Origin of the sequence: Mesobacillus sp. AQ2 (assembly GCF_030122805.1) — a bacterium.
Classification (GTDB): Bacteria; Bacillota; Bacilli; order Bacillales; family Cytobacillaceae; genus Mesobacillus; species Mesobacillus oceanisediminis_A.
Genome location: NZ_CP126080.1, coordinates 3,648,551 through 3,674,423 on the forward strand (window position 1 = coordinate 3,648,551; position 25,873 = coordinate 3,674,423).

General features: G+C 44.1%; 19 protein-coding genes and 1 other annotated feature. Of the genes, 8 read left to right on the top strand and 11 right to left on the bottom strand.

Features of this window, described 5'->3' with window-relative positions; translation table 11 throughout:
- Positions 1-41: 41 nt before the first annotated feature.
- A complete protein-coding gene (gene ezrA, locus QNH36_RS18405) occupies positions 42-1,733 on the bottom strand; it encodes a septation ring formation regulator EzrA (protein ID WP_283903941.1) in 1,692 nt (563 codons plus the stop codon).
- Positions 1,734-1,894: 161 nt separating this feature from the next.
- Here ezrA and hisJ point away from each other — a divergent pair, with 161 nt between their 5' ends.
- Positions 1,895-2,734 carry a histidinol-phosphatase HisJ gene (hisJ, locus tag QNH36_RS18410; protein WP_283903942.1) on the top strand — a complete coding sequence of 280 codons (840 nt, stop codon included), beginning with the start codon at positions 1,895-1,897 and terminating at the stop codon, positions 2,732-2,734.
- A 25-nt stretch (positions 2,735-2,759) separates the two neighbouring features.
- Here hisJ and refZ read toward each other — a convergent pair whose 3' ends face one another.
- Positions 2,760-3,395 (bottom strand): forespore capture DNA-binding protein RefZ, encoded by a 636-nt coding sequence (gene refZ / locus QNH36_RS18415; protein ID WP_251541160.1) that lies wholly within the window; start codon positions 3,393-3,395, stop codon positions 2,760-2,762.
- A gap of 153 nt (positions 3,396-3,548) precedes the next feature.
- Between refZ and QNH36_RS18420 the strand changes: the two genes are divergently transcribed.
- Positions 3,549-4,028 (top strand): GAF domain-containing protein, encoded by a 480-nt coding sequence (locus QNH36_RS18420; RefSeq protein WP_251541162.1) that lies wholly within the window; start codon positions 3,549-3,551, stop codon positions 4,026-4,028.
- A 56-nt stretch (positions 4,029-4,084) separates the two neighbouring features.
- Here QNH36_RS18420 and megL read toward each other — a convergent pair whose 3' ends face one another.
- Both megL and QNH36_RS18430 read right to left on the bottom strand, forming a co-directional pair.
- Positions 4,085-5,296: a methionine gamma-lyase gene (gene megL, locus QNH36_RS18425; protein ID WP_144477282.1), complete on the bottom strand. Its 1,212-nt coding sequence runs from the start codon at positions 5,294-5,296 to the stop codon at positions 4,085-4,087.
- A 285-nt stretch (positions 5,297-5,581) separates the two neighbouring features.
- Positions 5,582-7,468, bottom strand: a complete 1,887-nt coding sequence (locus QNH36_RS18430) for a sensor domain-containing diguanylate cyclase (RefSeq protein WP_283903943.1) — start codon at positions 7,466-7,468, stop codon at positions 5,582-5,584.
- A gap of 451 nt (positions 7,469-7,919) precedes the next feature.
- On the opposite strand from QNH36_RS18430, the gene rpsD reads away from it, so the two are divergent.
- Complete coding sequence (rpsD, locus tag QNH36_RS18435) at positions 7,920-8,522, top strand: 30S ribosomal protein S4 (protein ID WP_079510073.1); 603 nt, start codon at positions 7,920-7,922, stop codon at positions 8,520-8,522.
- Positions 8,523-8,835: 313 nt separating this feature from the next.
- On the opposite strand, the gene tyrS is transcribed toward rpsD, so the two are convergent.
- On the bottom strand, positions 8,836-10,095 hold the full coding sequence (gene tyrS / locus QNH36_RS18440; RefSeq protein ID WP_144477276.1) for a tyrosine--tRNA ligase: 1,260 nt from the start codon (positions 10,093-10,095) through the stop codon (positions 8,836-8,838).
- Between the two features lie 73 nt (positions 10,096-10,168).
- Positions 10,169-10,388 (bottom strand) — a binding site (T-box leader).
- Between the two features lie 142 nt (positions 10,389-10,530).
- On the opposite strand from tyrS, the gene QNH36_RS18445 reads away from it, so the two are divergent.
- Positions 10,531-13,452 carry a transglycosylase domain-containing protein gene (locus QNH36_RS18445; protein ID WP_144477273.1) on the top strand — a complete coding sequence of 974 codons (2,922 nt, stop codon included), beginning with the start codon at positions 10,531-10,533 and terminating at the stop codon, positions 13,450-13,452.
- Positions 13,453-13,550: 98 nt separating this feature from the next.
- Here the strand turns inward: QNH36_RS18445 and acsA are convergent, their stop codons facing one another.
- Positions 13,551-15,269, bottom strand: a complete 1,719-nt coding sequence (gene acsA / locus QNH36_RS18450) for an acetate--CoA ligase (protein ID WP_144477270.1) — start codon at positions 15,267-15,269, stop codon at positions 13,551-13,553.
- Between the two features lie 225 nt (positions 15,270-15,494).
- On the opposite strand from acsA, the gene QNH36_RS18455 reads away from it, so the two are divergent.
- From QNH36_RS18455 to QNH36_RS18465, 3 genes are read left to right on the top strand one after another with little or no spacing between them, the layout of a single operon-like run.
- Entirely contained in the window at positions 15,495-16,127 is a 633-nt protein-coding gene (locus QNH36_RS18455) for a GNAT family N-acetyltransferase (RefSeq protein WP_144477268.1), read from the top strand.
- A gap of 39 nt (positions 16,128-16,166) precedes the next feature.
- A complete protein-coding gene (locus tag QNH36_RS18460; protein WP_144477265.1) occupies positions 16,167-16,814 on the top strand; it encodes an acetoin utilization AcuB family protein in 648 nt (215 codons plus the stop codon).
- Positions 16,811-17,983 carry an acetoin utilization protein AcuC gene (locus tag QNH36_RS18465; RefSeq protein ID WP_251544730.1) on the top strand — a complete coding sequence of 391 codons (1,173 nt, stop codon included), beginning with the start codon at positions 16,811-16,813 and terminating at the stop codon, positions 17,981-17,983. The genes QNH36_RS18460 and QNH36_RS18465 overlap by 4 nt, the downstream gene beginning before the upstream one ends.
- A gap of 394 nt (positions 17,984-18,377) precedes the next feature.
- Here QNH36_RS18465 and ccpA read toward each other — a convergent pair whose 3' ends face one another.
- Both ccpA and QNH36_RS18475 read right to left on the bottom strand, forming a co-directional pair.
- Complete coding sequence (ccpA, locus tag QNH36_RS18470; RefSeq protein ID WP_144477259.1) at positions 18,378-19,376, bottom strand: catabolite control protein A; 999 nt, start codon at positions 19,374-19,376, stop codon at positions 18,378-18,380.
- Positions 19,377-19,636: 260 nt separating this feature from the next.
- Positions 19,637-20,710, bottom strand: a complete 1,074-nt coding sequence (locus tag QNH36_RS18475) for a bifunctional 3-deoxy-7-phosphoheptulonate synthase/chorismate mutase (protein WP_251544731.1) — start codon at positions 20,708-20,710, stop codon at positions 19,637-19,639.
- 372 nt (positions 20,711-21,082) lie between these two features.
- Between QNH36_RS18475 and QNH36_RS18480 the strand changes: the two genes are divergently transcribed.
- The gene (locus QNH36_RS18480; RefSeq protein WP_283903944.1) at positions 21,083-23,242 is read left to right on the top strand and encodes a cell division FtsA domain-containing protein; all 2,160 of its coding nucleotides are present in this window, start codon (positions 21,083-21,085) and stop codon (positions 23,240-23,242) included.
- A 23-nt stretch (positions 23,243-23,265) separates the two neighbouring features.
- Here QNH36_RS18480 and ytxJ read toward each other — a convergent pair whose 3' ends face one another.
- From ytxJ to QNH36_RS18495, 3 genes are all read right to left on the bottom strand, one after another.
- Entirely contained in the window at positions 23,266-23,595 is a 330-nt protein-coding gene (ytxJ, locus tag QNH36_RS18485; protein WP_251544733.1) for a bacillithiol system redox-active protein YtxJ, read from the bottom strand.
- A gap of 166 nt (positions 23,596-23,761) precedes the next feature.
- Positions 23,762-24,244 carry a YtxH domain-containing protein gene (locus QNH36_RS18490; RefSeq protein WP_283903945.1) on the bottom strand — a complete coding sequence of 161 codons (483 nt, stop codon included), beginning with the start codon at positions 24,242-24,244 and terminating at the stop codon, positions 23,762-23,764.
- 17 nt (positions 24,245-24,261) lie between these two features.
- Positions 24,262-24,741, bottom strand: coding sequence for a DUF948 domain-containing protein (locus QNH36_RS18495; protein ID WP_283903946.1), 480 nt, complete (start codon positions 24,739-24,741; stop codon positions 24,262-24,264).
- Positions 24,742-25,873: the final 1,132 nt, after the last annotated feature.

The following is a 25,873-nucleotide window of genomic DNA, read 5'->3' on the forward strand; positions in this document are numbered from 1 at the left end:
ATTCCCAAAAAAACAGGCCTCCAATCGGAGACCATGCTTTATCACTTTTTATCTGAGAGCATATGCTCTATTTTCTTTATTGCACCTGGATCCACTTCTTCAATAGATGTAGCTGCCTGTTCAAGTGCTTCGCGATAATCGTAATTCCGGAAATGCTCTTCTGCTTCACGTAACCCTCTTTCGACGGAAGGGTAACGGCTGCGGTATCTGTTGCCATACTGGATGACGCGTTCAGCCAGCATGACTGTCTCGACGATTTCCTCAGTCGAGGTTTCAAGCTTTTCAACTGTCAGGACGGCGATTTCCAGATATTGCTGAACAGCAGGAATATCCAGCGGCTTTTCCTCAAGCTTATCATTGACCTGCTTGATGCTTTCATGCGCATCTTCCAGCAGGTATTTGTATTCCTGTGAAAGGCCAGGCATATTGCTTTTGGAGACAGTGCGGATCAGTTCGGAAATCTTTTTAGAAAGTCCCCTTACTTTATCACGTGCTGCCAATTCATCCTTTCTCAGGGCGCTTAGCTTTTCCATCAATTCTTTTTGCTCTACTACTAGCTGATCAAGCTGTTCTTTCGCTTCTTGAAGCTCCAATTTGATCATGCTTTGTGCTGTATCGTTTTCGGTAATTCTATGGTCGATCAGTTCAAAGCGCTTTAGCAGGCCCTTGAGCTGCTGCTCAACATGAGTTTGTGCCGAAAGATCTTTTTCAGTCAGATGATAACTCTCCTGTATATGCTTTGTTTCTTCCTTAAGTGTCTTGTTTTCAGTGATTGCTTTCACAAGTACTTCTTTAGCAACATGTTCCGTGTTTGTAATATATCGTTTAGCCAGGACTTCTTCTTCAAGCATGTCGAACAGTTTTTCAAGTCGCTCCTTCAAACCCTGGATGCCCTGTTCGGCGTTCTCGACATCACCTTTTTCAAGAGAACCAAGATAGCTCGCCAATTCATTGCTTATTTCCTCGATTTCACTATCGGCATTCAGATGATCCAATACATAGCCCTGTTCCTTCATCTCTCTTACGCCATCTTTCAGATCGCTGACCTGGGCCGGGATGGCCGACTGGCAATCATGCAGAAGTGCAGGAATGGATTCCATTTTCGCGGATACCTGTTCAAGCAATGACTGGATGGACAGAACCGTTTCCCTTGCTTCAAGATAATTTCCGTTTTCGGTCTTCTCGTCAAACTCGATGAACTTTGCCTGAATCTCTTCAAGCACAGCCTCGAGGCTGGCTTCTGCACTTCCATAGCTATGGCGATGCGTGAGAAGGTTTTTCTTATTCTCTCGATAATTCTCTTTAAGACCATCGATTTCCTCACGGTTCTTTTCTTCGCTTCCTACAAGTTCATTCAACTCGCCTAGAATCTTCTTGATCTTATCTTCTGTTTCAGTCAGCTTTCGGTCAATGACTTCCAGAGATTCCTTCGCCTTCTTGAACCTGTACTTATCGATATACTCCTCCGCGTCAAACAGGTAATCCTCGATGCCCGGAAGCTTTGAAGTAACAAGCTCGTCCCACTCCTGGCGCCAGCGCTCAAAAAGCTCTTCTGTTTGCCCGGTCATGTTCAGCTGTTTTACCTTTGACATTTCATCCAGTACAGGCCGGTTCATGATATCGATTTTCCAGGACTCATAGCGATCGACCTCACTGTAATATTTTCGTTTCATAAAATAGCCGATTAAAAAAAGAATGATTAGTATCGCGATACCGCCAATTATGTACTCCATTATTATCCCCCTGGCCTCACAAATTCCAAGTTCTGAATCCTTCTATATAAAATCTCTTGATAAATGCGTGTATAATGTAATTATATTACCATGTTAACGACAATTTTTGACTATTAAATTCATATTTTTTGTTGAAATTGTCCGAATTAGGCCGATTTAACTTGAATTCTTACAAAAGAAATCACTTCTGGAGGTGCATTTCCCTGAAAGACGGACATGTCCACACGGCTTTTTGCCCTCACGGGACAAATGACAAAATCGATGATTATATACAAAAGGCCCTTCAGCTCGGCTACAGTGAAATCACGTTTGCCGAGCACGCTCCATTGCCGGAAGGATTTATCGACCCGACGCCATTACAGGACAGCGCAATGGCGCCCGAAGACCTGGATTCCTATTTTCAAACCATCGCAGAAGCAAAGAAGAAATATGCGGGAAAAATAAAAATCAATACCGGATTTGAGATTGATTTTATCGAAGGGTTTGAAGGACAAACGGCCGATTTTCTGAACAAATACGGGCCGCTTCTAGATGACGGCGTAATGTCGGTCCATTTTTTAAAGAACGAGTCTGGTACATATGATTGCCTGGATTATAGTCCAGACCATTTCGGGAAAATGGTGGAAGCTTATGGTTCAGTGGAAAAGGTTCACCGGCATTATTATCAAACAGTACTGAAATCAATCCTCGCTGATTTGGGGCCGTATAAGCCAAAAAGAATCGGCCATGTGACCCTGGCTAATAAATACCAGCTGAAATACCAGCTCAGAAATGATTGTACAGATGAAATCATTGAAATACTGGAGAAGGTGTCAGAACTTGGCTATGAACTGGATTACAACGGAGCCGGTACGGCAAAGCCATTATGCCGTGAACCCTATCCGCCCGAATGGGTAATCAGTGAAGCCAAAAAACGCGGAATCCAGCTCGTGTACGGATCTGATGCCCATCAGGCAAAGGAACTGGGACAGGGACTGGAATTCATGGGGATAAAAAAATAAGGAAACCGGCAGATTTTCCGGTTTCCTATATATTTATTAACATTTTCTGATGAGCCTGCTGTTCCGTGCAAAGGGTTCCTTTGATCCAATGTGAAATCTCATCGCTGTATTTGTCCGCAAAATATTTTTCATGCGGCTGTACATGAAGAACTTCTGTAACATAATGGGTATTCAAAAACGGCATCTGGAGAAGACCTTTTAACTGCAAAATACTGTACTGGACTGAATGCTTTTTGAATTCTCCGTTCTCAATCCCGGCTTCAAGGACCTTTTTGAACATATAACGTTCTTTTACATGGTAGGTCGACATGATTTCCCTGACAACTTGCGAGTCGATCGTCATCTCTCTTAATATGAACCTTGTTAATTGAATGTTTTCGCATTGGTATCTCAATACATTTTCAACCATCGCATTCAGGCAGTACTCTGGACCGTATTCAAGGAAAGAAAAACCTTTCTCCAGCTCTTTAAGATAGCTTTCAAAAAAAACCGTAAAACAATTTTCGAGGAGTCCATTCTTGTTCTGGAAGTAATATGAGATATTCGCTGCATTCACGTCTGCCCTTGCTGCAATGTCCCTCACTGATGTTCCATTGAACCCCTTCGTATTGAATAAGTAGATGGCCGCATCAATAATCGCAGCTTTTGAATTTTTTCTCATTGCTCCGCCCCTCGCTTTCCGCAATTAACCTTACTGTTTATCTTTCTGGAAATCATTAAAATTTCCTTTATAAAAAGCTCGACAAAGTCTCCATTGTTTCGCCGATTTTTGATACAATGTAGAGTAAAACTTCATGAATTAGGGGGAATAACGATGTTTAACGTCGAAACATACAGCGGAAGCCGCGAAAAAAATTACGACTTGGTGATTAAACAACTGAAAGCACTAATTGAGGATGAAAAGAATTCTATTGCCAACTTGAGCAATGCTTCTGCACTTTTGAACCAGTTTCTTGACCGCATCAACTGGGTCGGCTTTTATCTGATGGAGGATGGCGAGCTTGTCCTCGGACCGTTCCAGGGACTTCCTGCCTGTGTAAGAATTAAACTTGGAAAAGGTGTTTGCGGTACGGCTGCATCCAAAAAAGAAACAGTAAGGGTTGAAGATGTCCATGCCTTCCCTGGCCATATCGCCTGTGATGCTGCCTCCCAATCTGAAATCGTCGTACCAATCCTGAAAAATGGAAACGTTATTGGTGTCCTTGATATCGACTCGCCTGAAAAAAATCGTTTTGATGAATTGGACCAGCAAAAGCTGGAGGAATTCGTTGAAGTGCTTGCACAGTCTATCTAAATGAACGAACATACTGAACCCCTCCTGGATTTCCGGGAGGGGTTTGATTTGTTTTATTAAATAGAGCCTGTTTCCATTGTGCTCTCTTTTCTTACTGATTCAAATGCCATCTCAAGGTCATCCCTTAAATCTTCCCACGCTTCCAGTCCAACCGAAAGCCTTAGCATATTCTCTCTGATCCCCATTTTTTCTCTCGCTTCCTTCGGCACGACCGCATGTGTCATTGTCGCCGGATGCTGGATCAATGTTTCTGCATCACCGAGGCTGACGGCGATTTTAATGAGTTTTAATTTGTTGATGAATGCCTGTGCCTCTTTCTGGCCACCTTTTATGTTGAAGGAAATCAGTCCGCCCGGTTTGCGCATTTGCTTTTTCGCGATTGCGTAATCAGGATGCTTTGGATCGCCAGGGAAAATGACTTCTTCCACTGCCGGATGCCCGGACAAATAGGATGCCAGTTTTTCAGCATTTTCACAGTGACGGTCCATCCTTACAGGAAGTGTCTTCAAGCCGCGAAGCAGCAGCCATGCATCGAAAGGTGAAATCACCCCGCCGATATCCTTTTGGGTAGTCATCGCGATTTTAGACATGATCTCCTTAGGACCTACAGCTACACCAGCAATCACATCTCCATGCCCACAAATATATTTTGTTGCGCTATGGATGACGAAATCGCATCCAAGCTCAAGCGGATTCTGCAGATATGGTGAACTGAAGGTGTTATCGACGACGACCGGAATACCCTTTTCTTTCGCGACGTCTGCAACCATCTCCAAGTCAACCAGTCTCATCGTTGGGTTAATTGGTGTCTCGATATAGATGACTCTTGTCTCCGGGGTAATAGCGGCCAGCACTTCTTCCCTTGTCGCCATCATCGAAAAATCATGATTGATATCATATTTTTCTTTCATAAGCTGCAATAGGCCAAATGTGCAGCCATATACACCCTGTGAGCAAAGTATATGGTCCCCAGATCTCGTCAGTGCCACTAATATCGCAGAGACAGCAGCCATCCCTGACCCAAACGCAAGTGCCTTTTCCCCTTTTTCAATCGCTGCCATCCTCTCTTCCAGCATGGCAACAGTCGGGTTTCCAAGCCGGGAATAGATGAATCCCTCTTCCTCTCCGGCGAAACGCCTTTCCCCTTGCTCCGCGCTGTCAAAAGTGAACGTGCTGGTCTGAAATAACGGGGGAGCAAGACTTCCCCTGAATTCGTCCGATTTATATCCTGCATGGATTACTTCTGTCTCGAATCTTTTCTCTCCCATTTCGATTCCTCCTATATTTGTAAGCGTTTACAAAATACCCCCATAAACAGGATATGATATTTGCCCTGATATGGAAAGTGATTTCACTCACAGCAGCTGAAAAAGTCCTGTGTTCTGCTAAACGGAAAAAGCACTCATTTCTGAGTGCTTCTTAGAAAGGCGTGAGCGCCTTGATCAGCCCTGACAAGCGTTGGAGGTCCGCCAATGAAATCGTCCTTGACTTCATTGGCGGACCGAAACGACTTGAGGGACTAGACGCTAGCTGGCCAATTCCCAATGTTAAATTTAAACCTCATCACTAAAATCAAACTGGTTTTCATTCTGGACCACTACTTTGTTCTTACCGGAGCCTTTTGCTTTATAAAGAGCCTGGTCCGCCCTTTTGAACACGGTCTTGGTCGTATCTTCCTGTCCCCTGATCCATGTGGAAACGCCGCATGAAATCGTGACATTTGGATTCGTATGTTTCTCGACTTTATCTACAAGCCTGTTGGCAATCATGACTCCGATTTCCAGTGGAGCTCCTGGCAGGTAAATCGCGAGTTCCTCCCCGCCCCATCTGGCACCAATATCCGTGCCGCGGATATTTTTGGCTATCTGCCGGGCCAGCTGGATGAGCACTTCGTCTCCAACCTGGTGGCCATACTGGTCATTCACACATTTAAAATTATCAATATCAATTAAGATGAAGGTTCCCTGCGCATCCTCAAGCATCGACAGATTCATTTTTTCATCCAGATAGCCTCGGGAATACAGCTTTGTCAAATGATCCGTCACGACCATTTTCTCCAATTCTTCACGAAGCATCGAATTGGTGAAAGCTAAAGTCGAATGGTGGATGAGGGACTGCAGCAGCTTGAATGTATCGAATGCAAAGTGATATGGCTCCTCATGCATGACAAGCGCGAACCCCTTTAAATCACCGCTCTGGATCATCGGTACACACATTACCGAGCGGAAATGCGTAGAAGCACCCCCGATATCATATGAAATATCCCCTATGAACAATGGTTCCAGATCCTGCTTGACCCGTTTGGCGACTTTCAAAATATAATTGGAAGCCTCCTTTGAAAAGAAGAAACTGGTGCTTCCCTGAAGGACGGAGTAATCAAGATTGTCTTCATCAAGCATGATAAAACCGACTTCCCTGGCATCGAAGGACTTGATGATCCTTCCGCATATAAACTTCATCGTATCTGTGAGGCGAAGGCTTGTATTCAATTGATGAGATGTTTCATTAATTAGCTGCAAATCTGCAATAAGCTTCCTTGATTGCTCGTAAAGCTTCGCATTCTCCAGTGCGCTTCCGGCGGTATTTGCAAGGAGTTTAATGAATTCTACTTCGTTTTGCGGAAACACAAGCGAGTCCGGGGCAATGACCTGCAGCACTCCGTATACGCCCTGTCTTCCTTTTAAAGGTGCATACATGATGGAGTTTTTATCAATGACTGAGTCCTCGAACTGAATCTTACCGCTCACATAAGATTGCATGGCAGTCTGATTTTCACTGTTGTACTCAAGGTCTTTTACCGGCAACTCTCCGTAGCCCTTGTGGTCATGGGACAGCAGGAGATAATAGGTGAACGAAGGATACACTTCTCTTAATGTGGTAATGATTTCATCGAGCACAGCATCCATATCCATTGTCGAGTGGAATTTTTTCGTTACCCTGAATAATTGCTTATACCGTTTTTCTTCTTCCGTTGTCTCCGCAAGGGTGTGGATTTTTTTTATGAACAAAGCACACTCGTCAACAAGCCTTTCCAGAAGGCTGTCCGAAAGGCGCTCACCTGAAGCGCCATTCATTTGAATAGCACATAAATTCTTAACATTTCCCTTTGCATCTAGGACAAACGCTAAATCATATTGCGGGAGAAATTCTGGATTTTTTTTAAATGATTGTGGGGTTTCAGTCAGTTTGCCTATGAGACATTCCGGGAAATTACCCGTAATTTCCTCATTCAGATCGCTGCGGGTCGTGGCCTCAAGAATCATGCCATGCTCCCATTCCTCGCATCTATATAAATCGACCTCAGCTGCCTGGAGAAGTTCTTTTAGCAAAGTCAACATTTGCGAGAGGATGTCCGTGACAGACAATCTGCCCGTGCTGATTAATTCAAAGAACCTGCTTTTCAATTCCAATATTGTTTCCCGTTCTACCAATTCTTCCATATGTATCACCTGTTTTAAAATCACTTCACAGCGATTTGTAAGTAGCTGTTTTACAGGCAGCAGCCTGATTAAGAGAAAATGATTCATCACGTGGCAAGGCAATATCCAAATATTTGAAAAATAAAATAATTACTATTTATTATATCATAGACCTAGTAAAATAGTATGATATATAAACCAAAGTTTTCGGAAGAATTTCATCTTAAAAAGGCAATGACTTGAAATATCCCCTTGACTTTATTGGCACAGAAATTATATAATACTCTTTGTGTAAAATATCGCAGCCTATGTGATCTGCATGATGTATGTATTTTGTTCCTCAAACCTGGTTTGATGGTGTATCTCGTAACCCGCTGCTGCTAGGGCGAAGGTACATGAAAACAAAATACCCATGATGGTTAATCACAATCTGTTTTTATTTTACAAAATAAAAACTAAGGAGGAGTCATTCATGGCTCGTTATACCGGCCCAAGCTGGAAACTATCCCGCCGTCTTGGAATTTCACTAAGCGGTACAGGTAAAGAATTAGAAAAACGCCCTTACGCACCAGGTCCTCATGGTCCTAACCAGCGTAAAAAGCTTTCCGAATACGGATTGCAACTTCAAGAGAAGCAAAAGCTTCGTCACATGTACGGAGTTACTGAGCGCCAGTTCCGTAACTTGTTCGACAAAGCAGGCAAAATGCCTGGTAAGCACGGTGAAAACTTCATGATCCTTCTTGAAGCTCGCCTTGACAACGTTGTTTACCGTCTTGGTCTTGCTCGCACTCGTCGTGCAGCTCGCCAGTTAGTAAACCACGGCCACATCATGGTTGATGGCGCACGCGTAGACATCCCATCTTACCGCGTAGCTCCTGGCCAGACAATCACACTTCGTGAAAAGTCTCGCAACCTTGATGTAGTTAAAGAAGCAATCGAAGTAAACAACTTCGTACCTGACTTCTTGACTTTCGATGCAGACAAGCTAGAAGGAACTTTCACTCGTATGCCTGAGCGTTCTGAACTTCCAGCTGAAATCAACGAAGCTCTTATCGTTGAATTCTACTCTCGTTAATAGAGTGTTTGAAAAACCCCTGCCGATTTGGCCGGGGTTTTTTGTTTCATTTATTCCACCAACATTTCACATGAGCCAGCCTATTATATTCGGGTTGGTCGATATCTACTCAATTGTGGTCGATATATTTGAAAATCCGCCGATATTTTTGAAAGTATGGTCGATATATTTAAAAATCCGCTGATATATTTGCAAAAGTGGTCGAAAAAGTGAAAAACTGATTTCATTCTTATAGAAGAAACAGCCTCCCGGTATCCCAGGAGGCTGTTTTTATGATGTTCTCCGCATAAAACATCAAAATTAGCGAAAAACTCTAGTATTTAATCATAAAGTACTTCTTCTTGCCGCGGCGGACAATCGTAAACTGCCCTTCGATCTTATCGGCATCGCTTAGGACGTATGCTGTATCGGTTACGCGCTCTCCATTAAGGGAGACTGCACCATTTGATACATCTTCACGTGCCTGCCTCTTCGATGGCGAGATTTTGGCAGCCACCAGCAAGTCGACCAATCCTTGTTCTTCTTCCCCTTCTACTGTAAAAGAAGGAACATCTTTGAAGCCTTGTCTGATTTCGTCCGCACTCAGGTTTTTGATGTCGCCGCTGAAAAGTGCTGCGGAAATCCTGATTGCCTGTTGAAGGGCTTCTTCACCATGGATCATGCGAGTCATTTCTTCAGCAAGAGCTTTCTGTGCCTTGCGCAGATGCGGTTCTTCTTCAACTGCTTTTTCCAGAGCTTCAATTTCTTCCTTTTCGAGGAAAGTAAAGAACTTCAAGTATTTCACAACATCTGCATCGGCGGTGTTGATCCAGAACTGGTAGAACTCGTATGGAGAAGTTTTTTCAGGATCGAGCCATACTGCTCCGCTTTCTGATTTGCCGAACTTGGTTCCATCAGCTTTCGTTACAAGCGGAATCGTCATACCGTATGCCTTGGAGCCTTCTGCAGACATTTTACGGATCAGTTCAAGTCCGGTGGTAATATTGCCCCACTGGTCACTTCCGCCAATCTGCAGTTTGCAGTCATGCTTTTCGTATAAATGGAAGAAATCCATTGCCTGCAGGATGGTGTAGGTGAATTCTGTGAAGGAGATCCCTGTTTCCAGTCTTGAAGCGATCGTATCTTTTGCCAGCATGTAATTCACGCCGACATGCTTGCCGAAGTCACGCAGGAATGTCACTACATCCATGGAACCTGCCCAGTCGTAATTGTTGACCATCAGTGCACCATTATCGCCTTCTACGTCAAAAATTTTACCTAGCTGCTTCTTAATTCCATCAACGTTAATCTGTACTTGCTCCAGCGTTTGCAGTTTACGCTCCTCACTCTTGCCGCTCGGATCGCCAATCAATCCGGTTGCTCCGCCAACAAGGACGATCGGACGGTGGCCCGCATTCTGGAATCGGCGCAGTGTCAGGAATGGAAGAAGATGCCCGATATGCATGCTGTCAGCTGTTGGATCGACACCACAGTACAGTGAGATTTTCTCCTTTGAAAGCAGGTCCTTCATTCCCTCTTCATCTGTTTGCTGGTAGATAATCCCGCGCCACTCGAGGTCTTTCAATAATTCCATTTCTAATTCCTCCATTCAAAATATATTTCGTAACCGGATTTTTTGCGAAAATAAAAAACGCCCCTGCAATAAATGCAGGGGCGCTAAATGCGCGGTACCACCCGGCTTGAAAACTAAAATAAAAAGTCTTCCACTCCATAAAATAACGGTTAAACCGTCCGCGGCTACTATGAATCCAGTTCACTGCGGCGCTCGGGGAGGTAATTCATCCTTCTGTTTGTACCGGCTCACAGCGGCCGCCGGCTTTCTGGAACATGGACAGAAGCACTACTTATTCCCTTCAAAGCTTTTTGCTATAAAGTTAATAAAGCATTTTTACCATAAAGCGATATATGTTGTCAAATTCGACATAAGTTTTCAGAAAAATTAAGATTAGAGTCTATTCGACAGCTTGTTTATGCTATAATGTATGTGATTTTAGGGGGAATGATATGAATGCATGAAGGAAAACAGGCTTGGAAAGAGAAGCTTAAATCCTTTGGTGCTTTTTTTACGAATAAAAAGACCGTAAAAGGAGCCCGGATTACTTACTCGGTTGTCTGGAACATATTGCTTTTATTGATTATTGTACTGGTCCTCGGTGCGGGCTTTGCCGCAGGAACAGGGGCCGGGTATTTTGCATCCCTTGTCAAAGATGAACCAATCCGGCCATATGAAAATATGAAGAAGGATATTTACAACTATGAAGAAACATCGGATTTATATTTTGATAACGATGTTTATCTTGGCAAGCTCAGAACCGACCTTTACCGCGAGGAAGTAAAGCTTGACGATATGTCAAAGTATTTGGTCAATGCGGTCGTGGCAACAGAAGATGAGTATTTTTACGAGCATGATGGTGTCGTGCCTAAAGCGATCCTGCGTGCCCTTTTCCAGGAGGTCACAAACTCGTCGACATCCTCCGGGGGAAGCACACTGACGCAGCAGCTCATCAAGAACCAGATCCTGACGAATGAAGTTTCATTCGAGCGAAAAGCGAAAGAAATCCTTCTCGCCCTCCGCCTCGAAAAATTCTTCGATAAAAAAGAGATTCTCGAAGCTTATTTGAATGTCGCTACATTCGGCCGTAACGCGAACGGCAGCAATATTGCCGGTGTCCAGGCCGCAGCAAACGGGATTTTCGGAAAAGACGCGAAAGACTTGACTCTGCCTCAAGCTGCTTTCATCGCCGGACTTCCACAGAGTCCATTTGGCTACACGCCATTCAGCAGCGACCACGGCAAGCTTAAGGATCCTGCAGGACTTGAACCTGGCGTGTCGAGATACAAGACCGTCATCACAAGGATGCACGGTGCCGGCTTCATTTCCGATAAGGAGTTCAATGAAGCAATCAACTACGATATTACGAAAGACTTTGTGAAAGAGGTTCCAAGTGATAATACAGTTGAGGAATATCCATTCCTTACATTTGAAATCGAGAAACGCTCAATCGATATTTTGGCTAATCTTTTAGCTGAACGTGATGGCTATGAAGCCGACGATTTGAAAAAAGATGATGAATTGATGGCTGAATATGAGGCACTAGCCAACCGTGATCTTCGTCAGAACGGCTATAAGATTTACACAACCATCAATAAAGAGATTTATGAAAAAATGCAGGAAACTGCGAAAAATTATCCTTACTATGGAAGCGAAAAACCTCAGGAAGTTCCTGATCCTGATGATCCGGACAAAATGATGGTTGTCAAAGAACCTGTGGAAATCGGCGCTACTCTGATTGAAAACAAAACTGGCAAAATCATCAGCTTTGTCGGTGGCCGTAACTTTAAACGGGAACAGACGAACCATGCTACAAGGGCTCCAAGACAGAACGGATCGACGATGAAGCCGCTTCTGGTGTATGCTCCTGCAATGGAGCTCGGTAAATTGCATCCCGGTTCTGTTTTACCGGATGTTCAAGTATTTTTAAATGGAAAGGGCAAAGCGTGGCCAAATAACTATGACATGAGATACAGCGGTTTGACCTCTGCCAGACATGCTTTGATGAAGTCTTACAACGTACCTGCTGTCCTGGCCTATAAGAGCATCCTCGGCCAGAGACCCGCGAATTTCCTGGATAAGATGGGCTTTAGTAATCTGCAGCCTGATGACTATTCCAACTTATCGACTGCAATTGGTTCCCTTCGAGGCGGTGTTACTGTTGAAGAAAACACCAACGCATTCGGTACATTCGCAAACAACGGGAAATTCATTGATGCATATATGATTGAAAAAATCGTCGACAAAAATGGCGAAATCGTTTTCCAGCATAAATCTGAACCAGTCGATGTCTTCAGTCCGCAGACATCATATCTGACCATCGATATGATGCGTGACGTCATCAACCGTGGTACTGCCACCGCTGTAAAAGGAAGATTGAAATTTGGTTCTGACTGGGCTGGCAAAACAGGTACTGGACATGAGTATATTGATTCATGGTTTGTGGCAACCAATCCGAATGTCTCCTTCGGGGTATGGCTTGGTTACGATACACCTAAAGCACTCGAAAAAAGATATAAAGGACTTTCCTATGGCGTGCGTACTCAATACATCTGGGCTGACCTGATGAATGCGGCCTATGATGTCGATCCTAAGCTGGTCGATCCGGAAGAACGCTTCAAGATGCCTGGAGGTATTGTCAAACGATCTTATTGTGCCGTTTCCGGTTTGCTTCCTTCAAGTGCATGTTCGAAAGCAGGCCTTGTGGAGTCAGACTATTTCATAGCGAAATACGCACCAACGAAGGTTGATGACAGTTTGGTTGAAAATAAATTCGTTACTGTAGGAGACAAGCGCTATATTGCCCTTGATTCAACGCCAGCAGAGTTTACAGATACAGGTGTCATTTTGAACCCCGAATATATGGAAAGCTACATCGGCCATAAAATCGGGAATCCGCAGCAGTTGATCCCTAAAAAGGATGCCTGGAACAAAATACTCGTTGCGAATGATAAACTGAGTGAAAATGGCAAGACTCCAGCAGCGCTCGGAATCAAGCTTTCCGGAAAAACAATTGCCTGGGGCAAACACCCAGAAAATGATATTGTCGGCTACCGAATCTATAACAATAAGAAAAAAGTCGGCAGCATCAAAGCAGGAGAAAAACTGAGTTTCAATGCAGGAGACGGCGTATTCTATGTCACAGCTGTCGATATAGCTGGAAAAGAATCCGCGCCATCGAATATCATTGAAATTGGCAAAAAACCAGAACCTAAGGATCCTCCTAAGGACGACAAACCGAAGGATCCAAAACCGAAAGACCCGCCTCCAACCGATCCAAAACCAAAGGATCCTCCGAAGCCTCCACCACCTCCACCACCGCCTGGTGATGGTGATGGGACCGGCGGAGGAGACGGCGGCGATGGAACTGGAAACTAGCTATAAAGAAAAACACCGCGTCCAAATGGATGCGGTGTTTTCCTTATTAAGATGTAAAAAGAGCGTGAAACTTGTTCACGCTCTTTTTAACGGTTCAATTAATCTTCCATTGTAGACAGGTCGCCGGTTGGAAGGTCAAGTTCCCATGCCTTCAACACGCGGCGCATGATTTTCCCGCTTCGTGTCTTAGGAAGCTTATCGCGGAATTCGATTTCACGAGGTGCTGCATGTGCTGCAAGACCTTTTTTCACGAATTGGCGGATTTCTTCGATCAATTCGTCGGATTGCTCGTAACCGTCACGCAATGCGATGAACGCCTTGATGACTTCGCCGCGGACTGGGTCCGGCTTGCCGATGACACCTGCTTCAGCGACTGCAGGGTGTTCAACGAGCTTGCTTTCTACTTCAAATGGTCCGACACGCTCACCTGAGGTCATGATGACATCATCGATCCGTCCCTGGAACCAGAAGTATCCATCCTCATCCATGTATGCTGAGTCACCGGAAACATACCAGTCGCCAGGCATGAAATACGATTCATACTTCTGCGGGTTGTTCCAGATTGTGTGCATCATCGATGGCCAGCCTTTTTTGATTGCCAGATTGCCCATTCTGTATGGAGGCAGTTCATTTCCCTGGTCATCAACGATTGCCGCTTGAACACCTGGGATTGGCTTACCCATTGAACCAGGCTTGATTTCCATGCTTGGGTAATTACAGATCAGCTGTGCACCGGTTTCAGTCATCCACCAAGTATCATGGATGCGCAGGTTGAACACTTTCATTCCCCATCTGACTACCTCAGGGTTCAGCGGTTCACCAACACTCAGGATATGGCGCAGACAGCTCAGGTCGAATTTTTTCACGACCTCATCGCCCGCACCCATCAGCATCCTGAAGGCTGTCGGAGCACTATACCAGACAGTCACTCCGTACTCTTCGATCATCTTGTACCATGTCTCAGGATTGAAACGCCCGCCAATAATTACATTTGACGCTCCTGCAAGCCATGGTCCGAAGATTCCGTATGATGTCCCTGTTACCCATCCTGGATCCGCTGTGCACCAGTAGACATCCTCTTCTTTAAGGTCTAGAACCCATTTTGCGGTCTGGTAATGCTGGATCATCGCATTATGGACGTGCAGTACCCCTTTTGGCTTTCCAGTTGAACCGGAAGTGTAATGCAAAATCAGTCCATCCTTGCGGTCAACCCATTCGATATCCAGCTTTTTGCTTGCTTCAGAAAGCTTTTGTTTAAAATCAATATACCGATCATTAGCTTCCAGGTTGTCACCAACAAGAAGAATATGCTTCAAGTCTGGCAGCTCATCGACAGGAACACGTTCCAGCAGCTCAGGTGTCGTGACCAATACCTTTGCACCGCTGTCTTGAAGCCTGTCCCGGACAGCTCCCTCCATGAACGCTTCAAATAATGGGCCTACGATTGCACCCAGTTTTACCGCCCCGAGAACTGCAAAATACAGTTCTGGAGAACGAGGCATAAAGATAAATACGCGGTCCCCTTTTTCCACATCCGCGTATGTTTTAAATACGTTACCAGCTTTATTGGTAAGCTCCTTCATTTCTTTGAAGGTATATTTTTCCTTGCGCACCCCATCCTGATAATATAGCGCAATCTTATTTTTCCTGAAACTTTCTGCATGGCGGTCAATTGCTTCATATGCAATGTTGACCCTTCCTGTATCAGACCAGGAAAACTCTTTTTCAGCTTCACCCCAATCAAATTGGCCATGAAGCTCTTCATAATTTTTTAAGTTATGATTCCCTTGCGTCACTGGCAGCGCTTCCACTTTCATGTATCCATCCCCCTTGGCTTATTTATTTAAAATACATTATAGTATAAAAATTCGATTTTCTCAATTTTTAAAATATTAGTAGAAAAGAAAGTCTGGTTTCCCTGCCAGCTTTTTCTGCTGATAAAGTCCTTGTCTAAAAACAGAAAATTTTGTGAAAGCGCTTTTATTTGTTAGATTTTATGTATAATAGAATTATCGTTTTAATTGTTGACGGGTGGTGACTGAATGGAACATAAAAAGACTTATAACGCAAAAGAACTGAAGACTCCTCATGGCCGTTTGATCATTGAAGGCCCGATTTCTCCTGAAAAACTGGCAAGCTATGAATTCCACGAAGATTTGGTGGCTTTCCGGCCTCCAGCCCAGCAGCACAAGGCGCTGGTTGAGATTTCCGGTCTGCCTGAAGGACGGATCATTGTGGCTCGTTCAGGGCATATGATCGTCGGCTATGTAACTTATCTGTATCCAGACCCGCTTGAGAGATGGTCTGAGGGAAAAATGGAAGATTTGATCGAACTTGGTGCAATCGAGGTCATACCTGAATTTCGCGGGTGCTCAGTCGGCAAGAATTTGCTGATGGTTTCCATGATGGATGACGCGATGGAAGATTATATCATTATAACTACTGAATATTACTGGCATTGGGACCTGAAAGGAACAGGGCTCAATGTATGGGAATATCGAAAAGTCATGGAAAAAATGATGAATGCAGGCGGTCTTGTCTGGTACGCGACAGATGATCCTGAAATCAGTTCGCACCCGGCAAACTGTCTTATGGCACGGATTGGCAAGAGAATTCCCCCTGAATCTGTGCAAAAGTTTGACCAACTGCGGTTCATGAACCGTTTTATGTATTAAAGCTTAAAAGATACCTCATCAGTCAAGGAGGAAGGAATTATGATCGTCGAGGAAATTATGAAAAAGAACGTCACGACGCTTTTTCCTGAAGATACCATTGCAGCCGCGATCAAACTGATGGCGGAAAATAAAATTCGGCATATTCCCATCGTGAATAAGGACCACGCAGTGATCGGACTCGTTTCCGATCGCGATATCAAGGATGCTGCCCCGTCGGTTTTCCACTGGGATGAACATAAGGGGGAGCTTGATAATCCGGTAAAATCAATTATGACCACAAATGTGATCACCGGGCACCCTTTGGATTTCGTCGAAGAAATATCAGCTGTGTTCTATGAACATAATATCAGCTGCCTTCCAATCATCAATGACAGGAAGCTGGTAGGTATTGTAACAGAAACAGATCTGCTGCATACGCTTGTAGAGCTTACAGGCGCCCACCAGCCCGGCTCCCAGATTGAAGTAAAGGTTCCCAACAAAGCAGGCATGCTTTGCGAGATAGCATCCTTGATCAGTATGCGGAAGGCAAATATCCAAAGTGTACTTGTCTACCCTGACCAAAAGGATGAGCGGTACAAAATCCTCGTTGTAAGGATTCAGACGATGAATCCAATCGCAGTGATCGAGGATCTGAAAAAAGCGGGACACCAAGTACTCTGGCCTAATCTCCCGGGTGTTTCATCATGACCGACCGCTCTGTGTTTGTCTTTTCAGACGAGCTGCTGAACTACCGGTTCAGCAGCAACCATCCTTTTAACCAGATGCGGTTGAAGCTTACGCTGGATTTATTGCGTAAAATCGGCGCAATTGAGGACAGTCAGATTGTTGCGCCACGGATGGCCACGGATGAGGAACTTCACCTCGTCCATGATCCCAATTTTGTAAACGCTGTTAAGCTTGCCGGCCAGGGAAAGCTTAAAGCTGAAACCGCGGAAGGATATGGACTGGGAACGGAAGACACGCCGATTTTTGACAATATGCATGAAGCAAGTGCTTTGCTTGTTGGCGGCACGCTGACGGCAGTGGATTATGTGATGAACGGAAAGGCTGATCATGCTTTGCACCTAGGCGGAGGCCTTCATCATGGGTTCCGCGGCAAAGCTTCGGGCTTCTGCATTTACAATGACAGTTCTGTTGCGATTAAATACCTGCAGAAAAAATACAATGCACGGGTATTATATATCGATACCGATGCCCATCACGGCGATGGCGTTCAATGGTCATTCTATGATGACCCGAATGTATGCACATTATCGATCCATGAAACCGGCCGCTATCTTTTCCCCGGTACAGGCAATGTGAATGAACGCGGGCAGGGCAAAGGCTACGGGTATTCTTTCAATATCCCGGTCGATGCTTTCACAGAGGATGACTCATGGCTTGATGCCTATCGAACATCACTGATTGAAATAGTCGAATTCTTCAAGCCTGATGTCATTCTGACGCAAAATGGTGCGGATGCCCACTATCTTGATCCATTGACCCATCTGTCGGCAACGATGAAAATCTATCGGGAAATTCCCAAGCTTGCCCATGAGGTTTCCCATAAATATTGCAGTGGCAAGTGGATTGCGGTTGGCGGCGGAGGCTACGACATTTGGCGCGTGGTACCAAGAGCCTGGTCACTGATCTGGCTTGAGATGATTGAAAACTCAAACTGTTATGGCAGTTTGCCGCAGGAATGGATCGATGAATGGAAGGATCAGGCACCTGTTGAATTGCCGCTTGAATGGGATGATCCAGAAAACTTATACCCGCCAATCCCGCGAAAACCGGAAATTACAGAAAAGAATGCCCAGACAGTCGAGAAAGCATTATATCCAATCCGCTCTAATAAAAAATCAGAAACTGTGTAAGTGCGAAACCGGGTGTTTGTATCCCGGTTTTTTGTTTTACAGAAGGGAGATATGCTGCAGGCAAGGTCGACATTTCGAGTTGGTCGAAAAAACTTGAAATGTGGTCGAAAAAACCGAAAATGTGGTCGAATTAATTTGAAAAGTGGTCGAAAAAACTGAAAAAGTGGTCGAATTAATTTGAAAAGTGATCGAATTAATTCAAAAAGTGGTCGGCTTACTTTAAATTGTAGGCGTTAAGGTTAAATAAAAGCAGCCGAGACTTTCATTGGTTAGTGCTGTATCAGAAGATTTGGCAGTATTTTTTTATATCACGTTGGATTTCATCTTTTATAAGAGGATTTCACGTAATTTTGCTAAAAAAGCCCCTTGCATTTGCTGCAAGAGGCTGCTCAGATTATTTCGTTGAATCCCTGTTTTCGATCCGGTGTGGCAGGACGACGATATTCTCATCCACTTTTTCTTTGTTCATGTATTTCGTCAATAAGCGCATGGCAACTGCTCCGATATCGTATAAAGGCTGGACAACCGTTGTAAGCTGAGGGCGTACCATTAATGTCAATCTTGTATTGTCCGAAGCGATTACTTCGAAATCTTTTGGAACGCTGTATCCTCGGTCAAAAGCACCGTGGATGACCCCAAGTGCCATTTCATCCGACCCGACCAGGATTGCTGTTGGCTTCTTGTCGAGCTCGAGGATTCTTTCAATTGCCTCGAGACCTGAATCATACGTATAATCTCCCTCGACCACAAGCTCTTCGTTATACTGAATTCCTGCGTCTTTTAATGCACGCTTGTATCCTTCAAGCTTTTTATCCTTGTTGATTGGCTCCAGCTGCGGCCCAATCACGAATGCAATTTCCTTATGGCCTTTTTCTACAAAAGTAGAAACTGCATCGAATGTCGCCTGCTCATAGTCGATATTTACAGATGGTATTTCACCTGTTTCCTCGATTGAGCCTGCGAGGACGATTGGCACTGGTGACTTTTTGAATTCCTCAACATGTTCTTCCTTAATATTGCCACCCATGAAAACAATTCCATCAACTTGTTTGCCAAGCATAGTGTTCAGCAAATGCAGCTCTTTTTCAATGTTTTGGTCAGAGTTGCTCAAGATAATATTGTATTTATACATTGTAGCAATATCTTCGATTCCCCTTGCCAGCTCCGCAAAAAACGGGCTTGCAATATCGGGAATGATTACGCCGACAGTTGTTGTCTTTTTGCTTGCCAGTCCGCGTGCAACCGCATTCGGACGGTAGCCAAGACGGTCAATGACCTCCATGACTTTCTTTCTTGTTGCTGGCTTAACATTCGGGTTTCCATTGACAACACGTGAAACCGTTGCCATTGAAACGTTCGCTTCCCGTGCAACATCATATATTGTAATATTCATCTATTTCACTCCTTAAGGTAATAAACGGCACTTTTCGCTTAGTTTACAGCAAAAATTGAAACTATAATCATTTTTTGAGTTTGTGATTATATGTACAAGTTTAATTATGTTATTAATCATACGATATCCACAACAATCCCGCAATCTGAACATCTTATTTTTATATATTTTTATTGCGATCTGGATATTGTCTTCTTTTTAAGTTACCCCTAATTGCTCATGAAAAAAACCTTCCTTTTTAAAGGAAGGTTTCTTAAACTTTACACTCTTACAAATGGAGTGGATTTTAATCCCTCTAAAAATTCATCAAACTGTTTAAGATCCATTTGCTGTGCGTTGTCGGACAAAGCGACTGCTGGATCTGGATGCACCTCTGCCATGACGCCATCTGCTCCGATTGCCAGTGCGGCTCTAGCTGCCGGCAGCAATAAATCCCTTCTGCCAGTTGAGTGGGTAACGTCCACCATGACCGGCAGATGTGTTTCCTTTTTCAGGATAGGCACTGCGGAAATATCAAGCGTATTCCGGGTAGCTTTTTCATATGTCCGGATTCCGCGCTCGCATAGAATGATTTGGCCATTTCCCTGTGCCATGATGTATTCAGCGGCATTAATGAATTCTTCAATCGTAGCGGCAAGCCCGCGTTTTAATAAAATCGGCTTGTTCACTGCCCCTGCTGCTTTAAGAAGCTCGAAGTTTTGCATATTGCGGGCACCGATCTGTATGACATCCAGATAATCCACGGCAATTTCAATGTCAGCAGGTGTGACGATTTCACTGATGACAGCTAGATCATACTCATCCGCAACTCTTTTTAAAATCTTCAGTCCTTCGACACCTAATCCCTGGAAGTCATAAGGTGAAGTCCTTGGTTTAAAAGCACCGCCGCGAAGCAACTTGAAGCCTTTCGCTTTAACCGCTTCCGCCACTGTGGCTACTTGTTCATATGACTCGACTGAACATGGACCGAAAACAAAGTCCGGAGTTCCATCGCCAATTTTCAATCCTTTAATATCTATTATCGTATCTTCAGGCTTTTTCTTCCTGGAAACAAGAAGAGCTTTGCGGTGGTCATCTGATTGAAGTTCAAGTCCGGCTTTGAAAATTTCCTTGAAGATATGCTCAATCGTGGAATTTTCAAAAGGCCCATTATTGCTTTCCTTGATCAAATCGAGCATTTCTCGTTCACGAACAGGGTCATAACGATAGACGCCCTGTGTTTCTTTTGCACGGCCAATTTCCTGGACGAGCAGGGCTCTTTCATTAATTAATGAGAGAAGCTCTAAATTCAATTCATCCACACGATTCCTAAGCTGGTCAAGATTTTTTGTCATTTTCCTTCCCGTCCTTTCGAAATTCATTTTAGCCCTACCTTTAAGAATCATCAAGAAAAGAACACCAGGTTCTTTTAATGCCAGGATGAGAAACAGTGATCACCTGAATCTTCTTTATAGCGATAGAGTTGTATGGTGCTTTTTTAATATCGTCGGCTTTCTGGAGCCCTGGCCTAAAGCAAAGGCATCAGAGACCGATAATATTAAGAGGGCCTTATGTAAAGAGCCTCATGTACTGTGGTTAAGCTATACAATATAATAAAAGTAATTATATCTGAAAAAAATATCGTTGTCACGCATTTTTCTTTAATAATTAAACGCTTTTAAGCGATAAAGCATCATATGATACTTTAAGTTAGAGGGTGCACGAATTTGCAAGTTAATAATAAACTTTTTGCGTTAGATATCGGGACGCGTTCCGTAGTGGGAATCATCCTGGAAGAAACTGATGGACATTATGAAGCAATCGAAATCATAATCCGTGAACACAAGGATCGAGCGATGCTGGACGGCCAGATCCATGACGTCCTCTCCGTATCAGACATCATTTCTGAAATCAAAGAAGAATTGGAAGTTACACATGGCCCGTTAACCAAGGTTTGTGTGGCTGCAGCCGGCCGCGCCTTGAAAACAGAACGTTCAAAAGCAATTATCGATATTTCTGGCAATCCGATGTTTTCGAAGCAAGATATCCTCCATCTTGAACTAAGTGCTGTCCAGCTTGCACAAGCTGCCGTAGCTGGAGAAAAAAGCAATGATCTGGGGCATCACTATTATTGTGTCGGATATTCTGTGCTTTATTACCAGCTTGATGGAGAAGTAATCGGGAGCCTGATCGATCAGCGCGGATCAGAGGCTTCTGTTGAAATCATTGCAACCTTCCTTCCTAAAGTGGTCGTGGAGTCACTGCTTGCCGCTTTGGATCGGGCTGGTCTGGAGATGGACGCCCTGACACTCGAACCGATTGCCGCAATCAATGTATTGATACCTGCTTCAATGAGAAGATTGAACGTTGCCCTCGTTGATATCGGTGCGGGGACATCAGATATCGCGCTCACGGATTCAGGGACTGTAATCGCGTATGGAATGGTGCCAGTTGCCGGAGACGAAATAACTGAAGCTGTCAGCGATGAATTCCTGCTCGACTTCCCTCTTGCTGAAAAAGCAAAGCGGGAGCTGCTCGAAAATGAATCCATTACCATTACCGACATACTTGGGTTCGAGACTGTCATCAGCAAAGAGGAAGCGATCGAAAGGATCACCCCTGCGATTGACCGCCTGGCAGAAACGATTGGTGATGAAATCCTGAGATTGAATAACGATAAATCACCAAAAGCAGTCATGCTTGTCGGTGGGGGCAGCCTGACACCTGATTTGACCAGAAGGCTTGCAAACAAGCTGAACCTGCCGGACAACAGAGTTGCCATCCGAGGTCTTGATGCCATCTCATCTGTTTCATTTGCGAGCCATATCACGAAAGGACCCGAGCTTGTCACGCCAATCGGAATCGCGATTGCGGCAAGACAATCCCCTGTCCAGTATCATACGGTATACGTGAATGGACAGCCGGTGAGGCTTTTCGAAGTCAATAAATTGACCGTAGGAGACTGTCTGCTGGCCGCAGGCATCAAAATGAATAAGCTGTACGGCAAACCGGGACTTGCGATGATTGTCAGCCTGAATGGCAAGAATGTGACCATACCCGGCAAACATGGGCAGCCACCTGTTTTACTGAAAAATGATATACCTTGTACTTTTGATGATCAGGTGGATGGAGGCGATCAGCTGACTGTCGAGAAGGGTCAGGATGGTGTCAGAACAGCGCTGACACTCGAAGATTTGATTGGAGAGTTTCCTGCCAAAACTATCATCCTCAATGGAGAAAGGTATGAAATAAGGTCAAAATTGACCTGCAATGGCCTGCGTGTCCCGATTTCACAGCAAGTTGCCGACAGGGACGAAATCAGCTTTGAGATGGCAGACACAATTGAAGACGCACTGAAGGAACTCAATCAGGCAGAAATCCTTAGGGATACACGCCCTTTCTATGTCAAGATTGACGGGAAGGAACAAAAGATTGCGGAGTTCATGAGAAAAATTCATGTGAATAATGTGCCAGCCAGCCTGAATAATAAATTTGACCACCTTGATACGATACGCTTTGAAAAGGGAACAGAACCCACACTCCGAAGACTTACAGAGTTACTTGGCATACGGGCGATGGACACTATGCCTATCTTCTTTAATGGACAGCAGATCCAGCTGGAGCACGAAATAACAGCGTTCGTCAGGGAAGGTACCAGGATTGGGATGGACGAGCAAATCTTTAACGGAGACCAGATTACTACAAAACAAAAAGAGGTGCAGCCATTCATATTCCAGGATGTTTTCAATTTTGCCCAAATCGATATTCCCAAGGAGACACGCGGATTCACTTTGTTGAAAAACGGTGATAAAGCAGCGTTTGACGATTGTCTTGCACCAGGGGACGAGTTAAATATCACTTTTGAAAATCCGGTCAGTATAAAGTAAAAAACATCCTTTCGGATGTTTTTTTACTTTAGATTCTCTTCTTTTGCCGCAGACAGCGATTTTGCCGTGATTTTAAAGTGAGAAGCATGCCAAGCGACATCAGAATTGACAAATAGAATAGCCTGTGGCGATTCATGCTTAACATGGAATTTCTCGGCAATATGGTTTGATAGATCGCGGGAATCCTGGACAGTTAAATAATATAATTGGCCGTTGCTTTTTTGCTCGAACTTGGCAAACTCATCATACCCAGCTGCGCTGATTGGACAGGTTGTGCTGTGCTTCAGCATGAAGAACGTTTCACCGGAATCGACAAGCTTATCGAATTCTTCAATGGAATTAATTTTTTGCATCCTACTCTCTCCTTTTTCATGGCTCTGATCGCTTTGCCTATTTATCATTCCTGATGATTCGCGAATACTTTGCAGAACGTTGAAGTGATTATCTATGCGAAAAAAGCTCTTTAAATAAAAATAAACGGTGAAGTAATCTTACCACTTCACCGTTTACAAGACAAACTTACTGATTCAGTTTGCTTTCTGTTTCATCAAAAGCCTTTTGTGTTTCTTCAAGCTTTTTCTGAATTTCTTCTCCAGTGGCCGTATGCGTATTATCCATGGAGCTTGTCTCTGCCATGGAAGTTGGCACTTCCTGCAGCGGGTCTTCCTCGGAAACAGAAGAAGATGTTCCGTCCTGGTTTTTCATGTCCTTCACTTTGTTAACAAGATTAGAAGACTGCTGTGTCACAGTTTCTTTTAGCCCGCCTGCCTTCTCCTTCGCTACAGAAGCGAGATCCACGCCTTTGGTTTTAAGTGTTGAAGTTTGCTCATTGAGCGATCCACGCAACTCTTTCCCTGACTTCGGAGCCAGCAATAATGCCGCGATTGCCCCGGCAAGGCCGCCAACAATCGCACCAGTAACAAAATCTCTGGAATTGTTGTTATTACTGTTACTGTCCCTCATTGATCCATTAACATCATATTGACTTTGTTCCCTGTTCATTTTATCTCCACCTTTCATTAATACCTAACACGTTCTCTTTGCCTCGCTACCATCTGTTCGCCTTCCATTTGATGGTCAATTCGTGCTGTTTTTTTTGACTGCCACTTGTCCTTCAACTCAAGGAATACATTGCTCCACTGAACAACCTGTGAAATCTTGTCCTTATTCCTGTCAATCTGAAGGTCAACCATTGTTTGAACATTATGGATCGATTGGTTGAATCTCTGAACAGAATTTCCTACATCCTTCACAGCATTAATGACACCGTTCAAGCTCTCAGATTTTCTGGAAATATCGTCAGCCAAATTGTTTGTTTTATGCAGAAGCTCCGTTGTTTCTCGAGTCACACCATCCAACTGCTTCTCCAGGCCATCAAGCGTGCCTGACACACTGTCTAAAGTTGTTTGCAAAGATTTTAGAGTTTTGGATAATGAAACTACCAAAACTAAGAATGCGATTGCTATTACCGCAACACTTAAATACAAAATAATTTCCACTGTTGAACACCTCCGTTAGCATATGTACATTTTACCCAGCATAAGGCGACGTAAACCACCTTGTCCATTAACTATTTCAATAGACACATCCCCTTTTCCTTCCTCTCTTAGCATATCTTTCTACAACATAAAATTCCAGTTAAGTGATTATATATATTTAAGTTTTGCAGGAAGATAATATGGTTAAAAAGTGAGATTTCTTGCATTGCTGATAGCTTTTTGGGCATCCCTGTTTGAGGTGCGAAGCAGAATTTAACAGGTTTTCTCATATATCTGCTCAACCTGTCAAGATTCCATGCCTTTTTTGACAGCTTTTCCACTTTCCCTGCTCAACCTGTCAAAATCCCATGCTTTTCTTGACAGCTTTTCCCACTCAACCGCCCAACTTGTCAAGATTCCATGCTTTTTTTGACAGCTTTTCCTCTTCACCAGCCAAACCTGTCAAGATTCTCTGCTTTTTTTGACAGCTTTTCCCCTTCACACGCTCAACCTGTCAAGATTCCATGCTTTTCTTGACAGCTTTTCTCCTTAACCAGCTCAACCTGTCAAGATTCTCTGCTTTTTTTGACAGCTTTTCCTCTTCACCAGCTCAACCTGTCAAGATTCTCTGCTTTTTTTGACAGCTTTTCCCCTTCACCCGCTCAACCTGTCAAGATTCCATGCTTTTTTTGACAGCTTTTCCTCTTCACCCGCTCAACCTGTCAAGATTCCATGCTTTTTTTGACAGCTTTTCCTCTTCACCAGCCAAACCTGTCAAGATTCTCTGCTTTTTTTGACAGCTTTTCCCCTTCACACGCTCAACCTGTCAAGATTCCATGCTTTTCTTGACAGATTTTCTCCTTAACCAGCTCAACCTGTCAAGATTCTCTGCTTTTTTTGACAGCTTTTCCTCTTCACCAGCTCAACCTGTCAAGATTCTCTGCTTTTTTTGACAGCTTTTCCTCTTCACCAGCTCAACCTGTCAAGATTCTCTGCTTTTTTTGACAGCTTTTCCCCTTCACCCGCTCAACCTGTCAAGATTCTCTGCTTTTTTTGACAGCTTTTCCTCTTCACCCGCTCAACCTGTCAAGATTCCATGGTTTTTTTGACAGCTTTTCTCCTTAACCAGCTCAACCTGTCAAGATTCCATGCT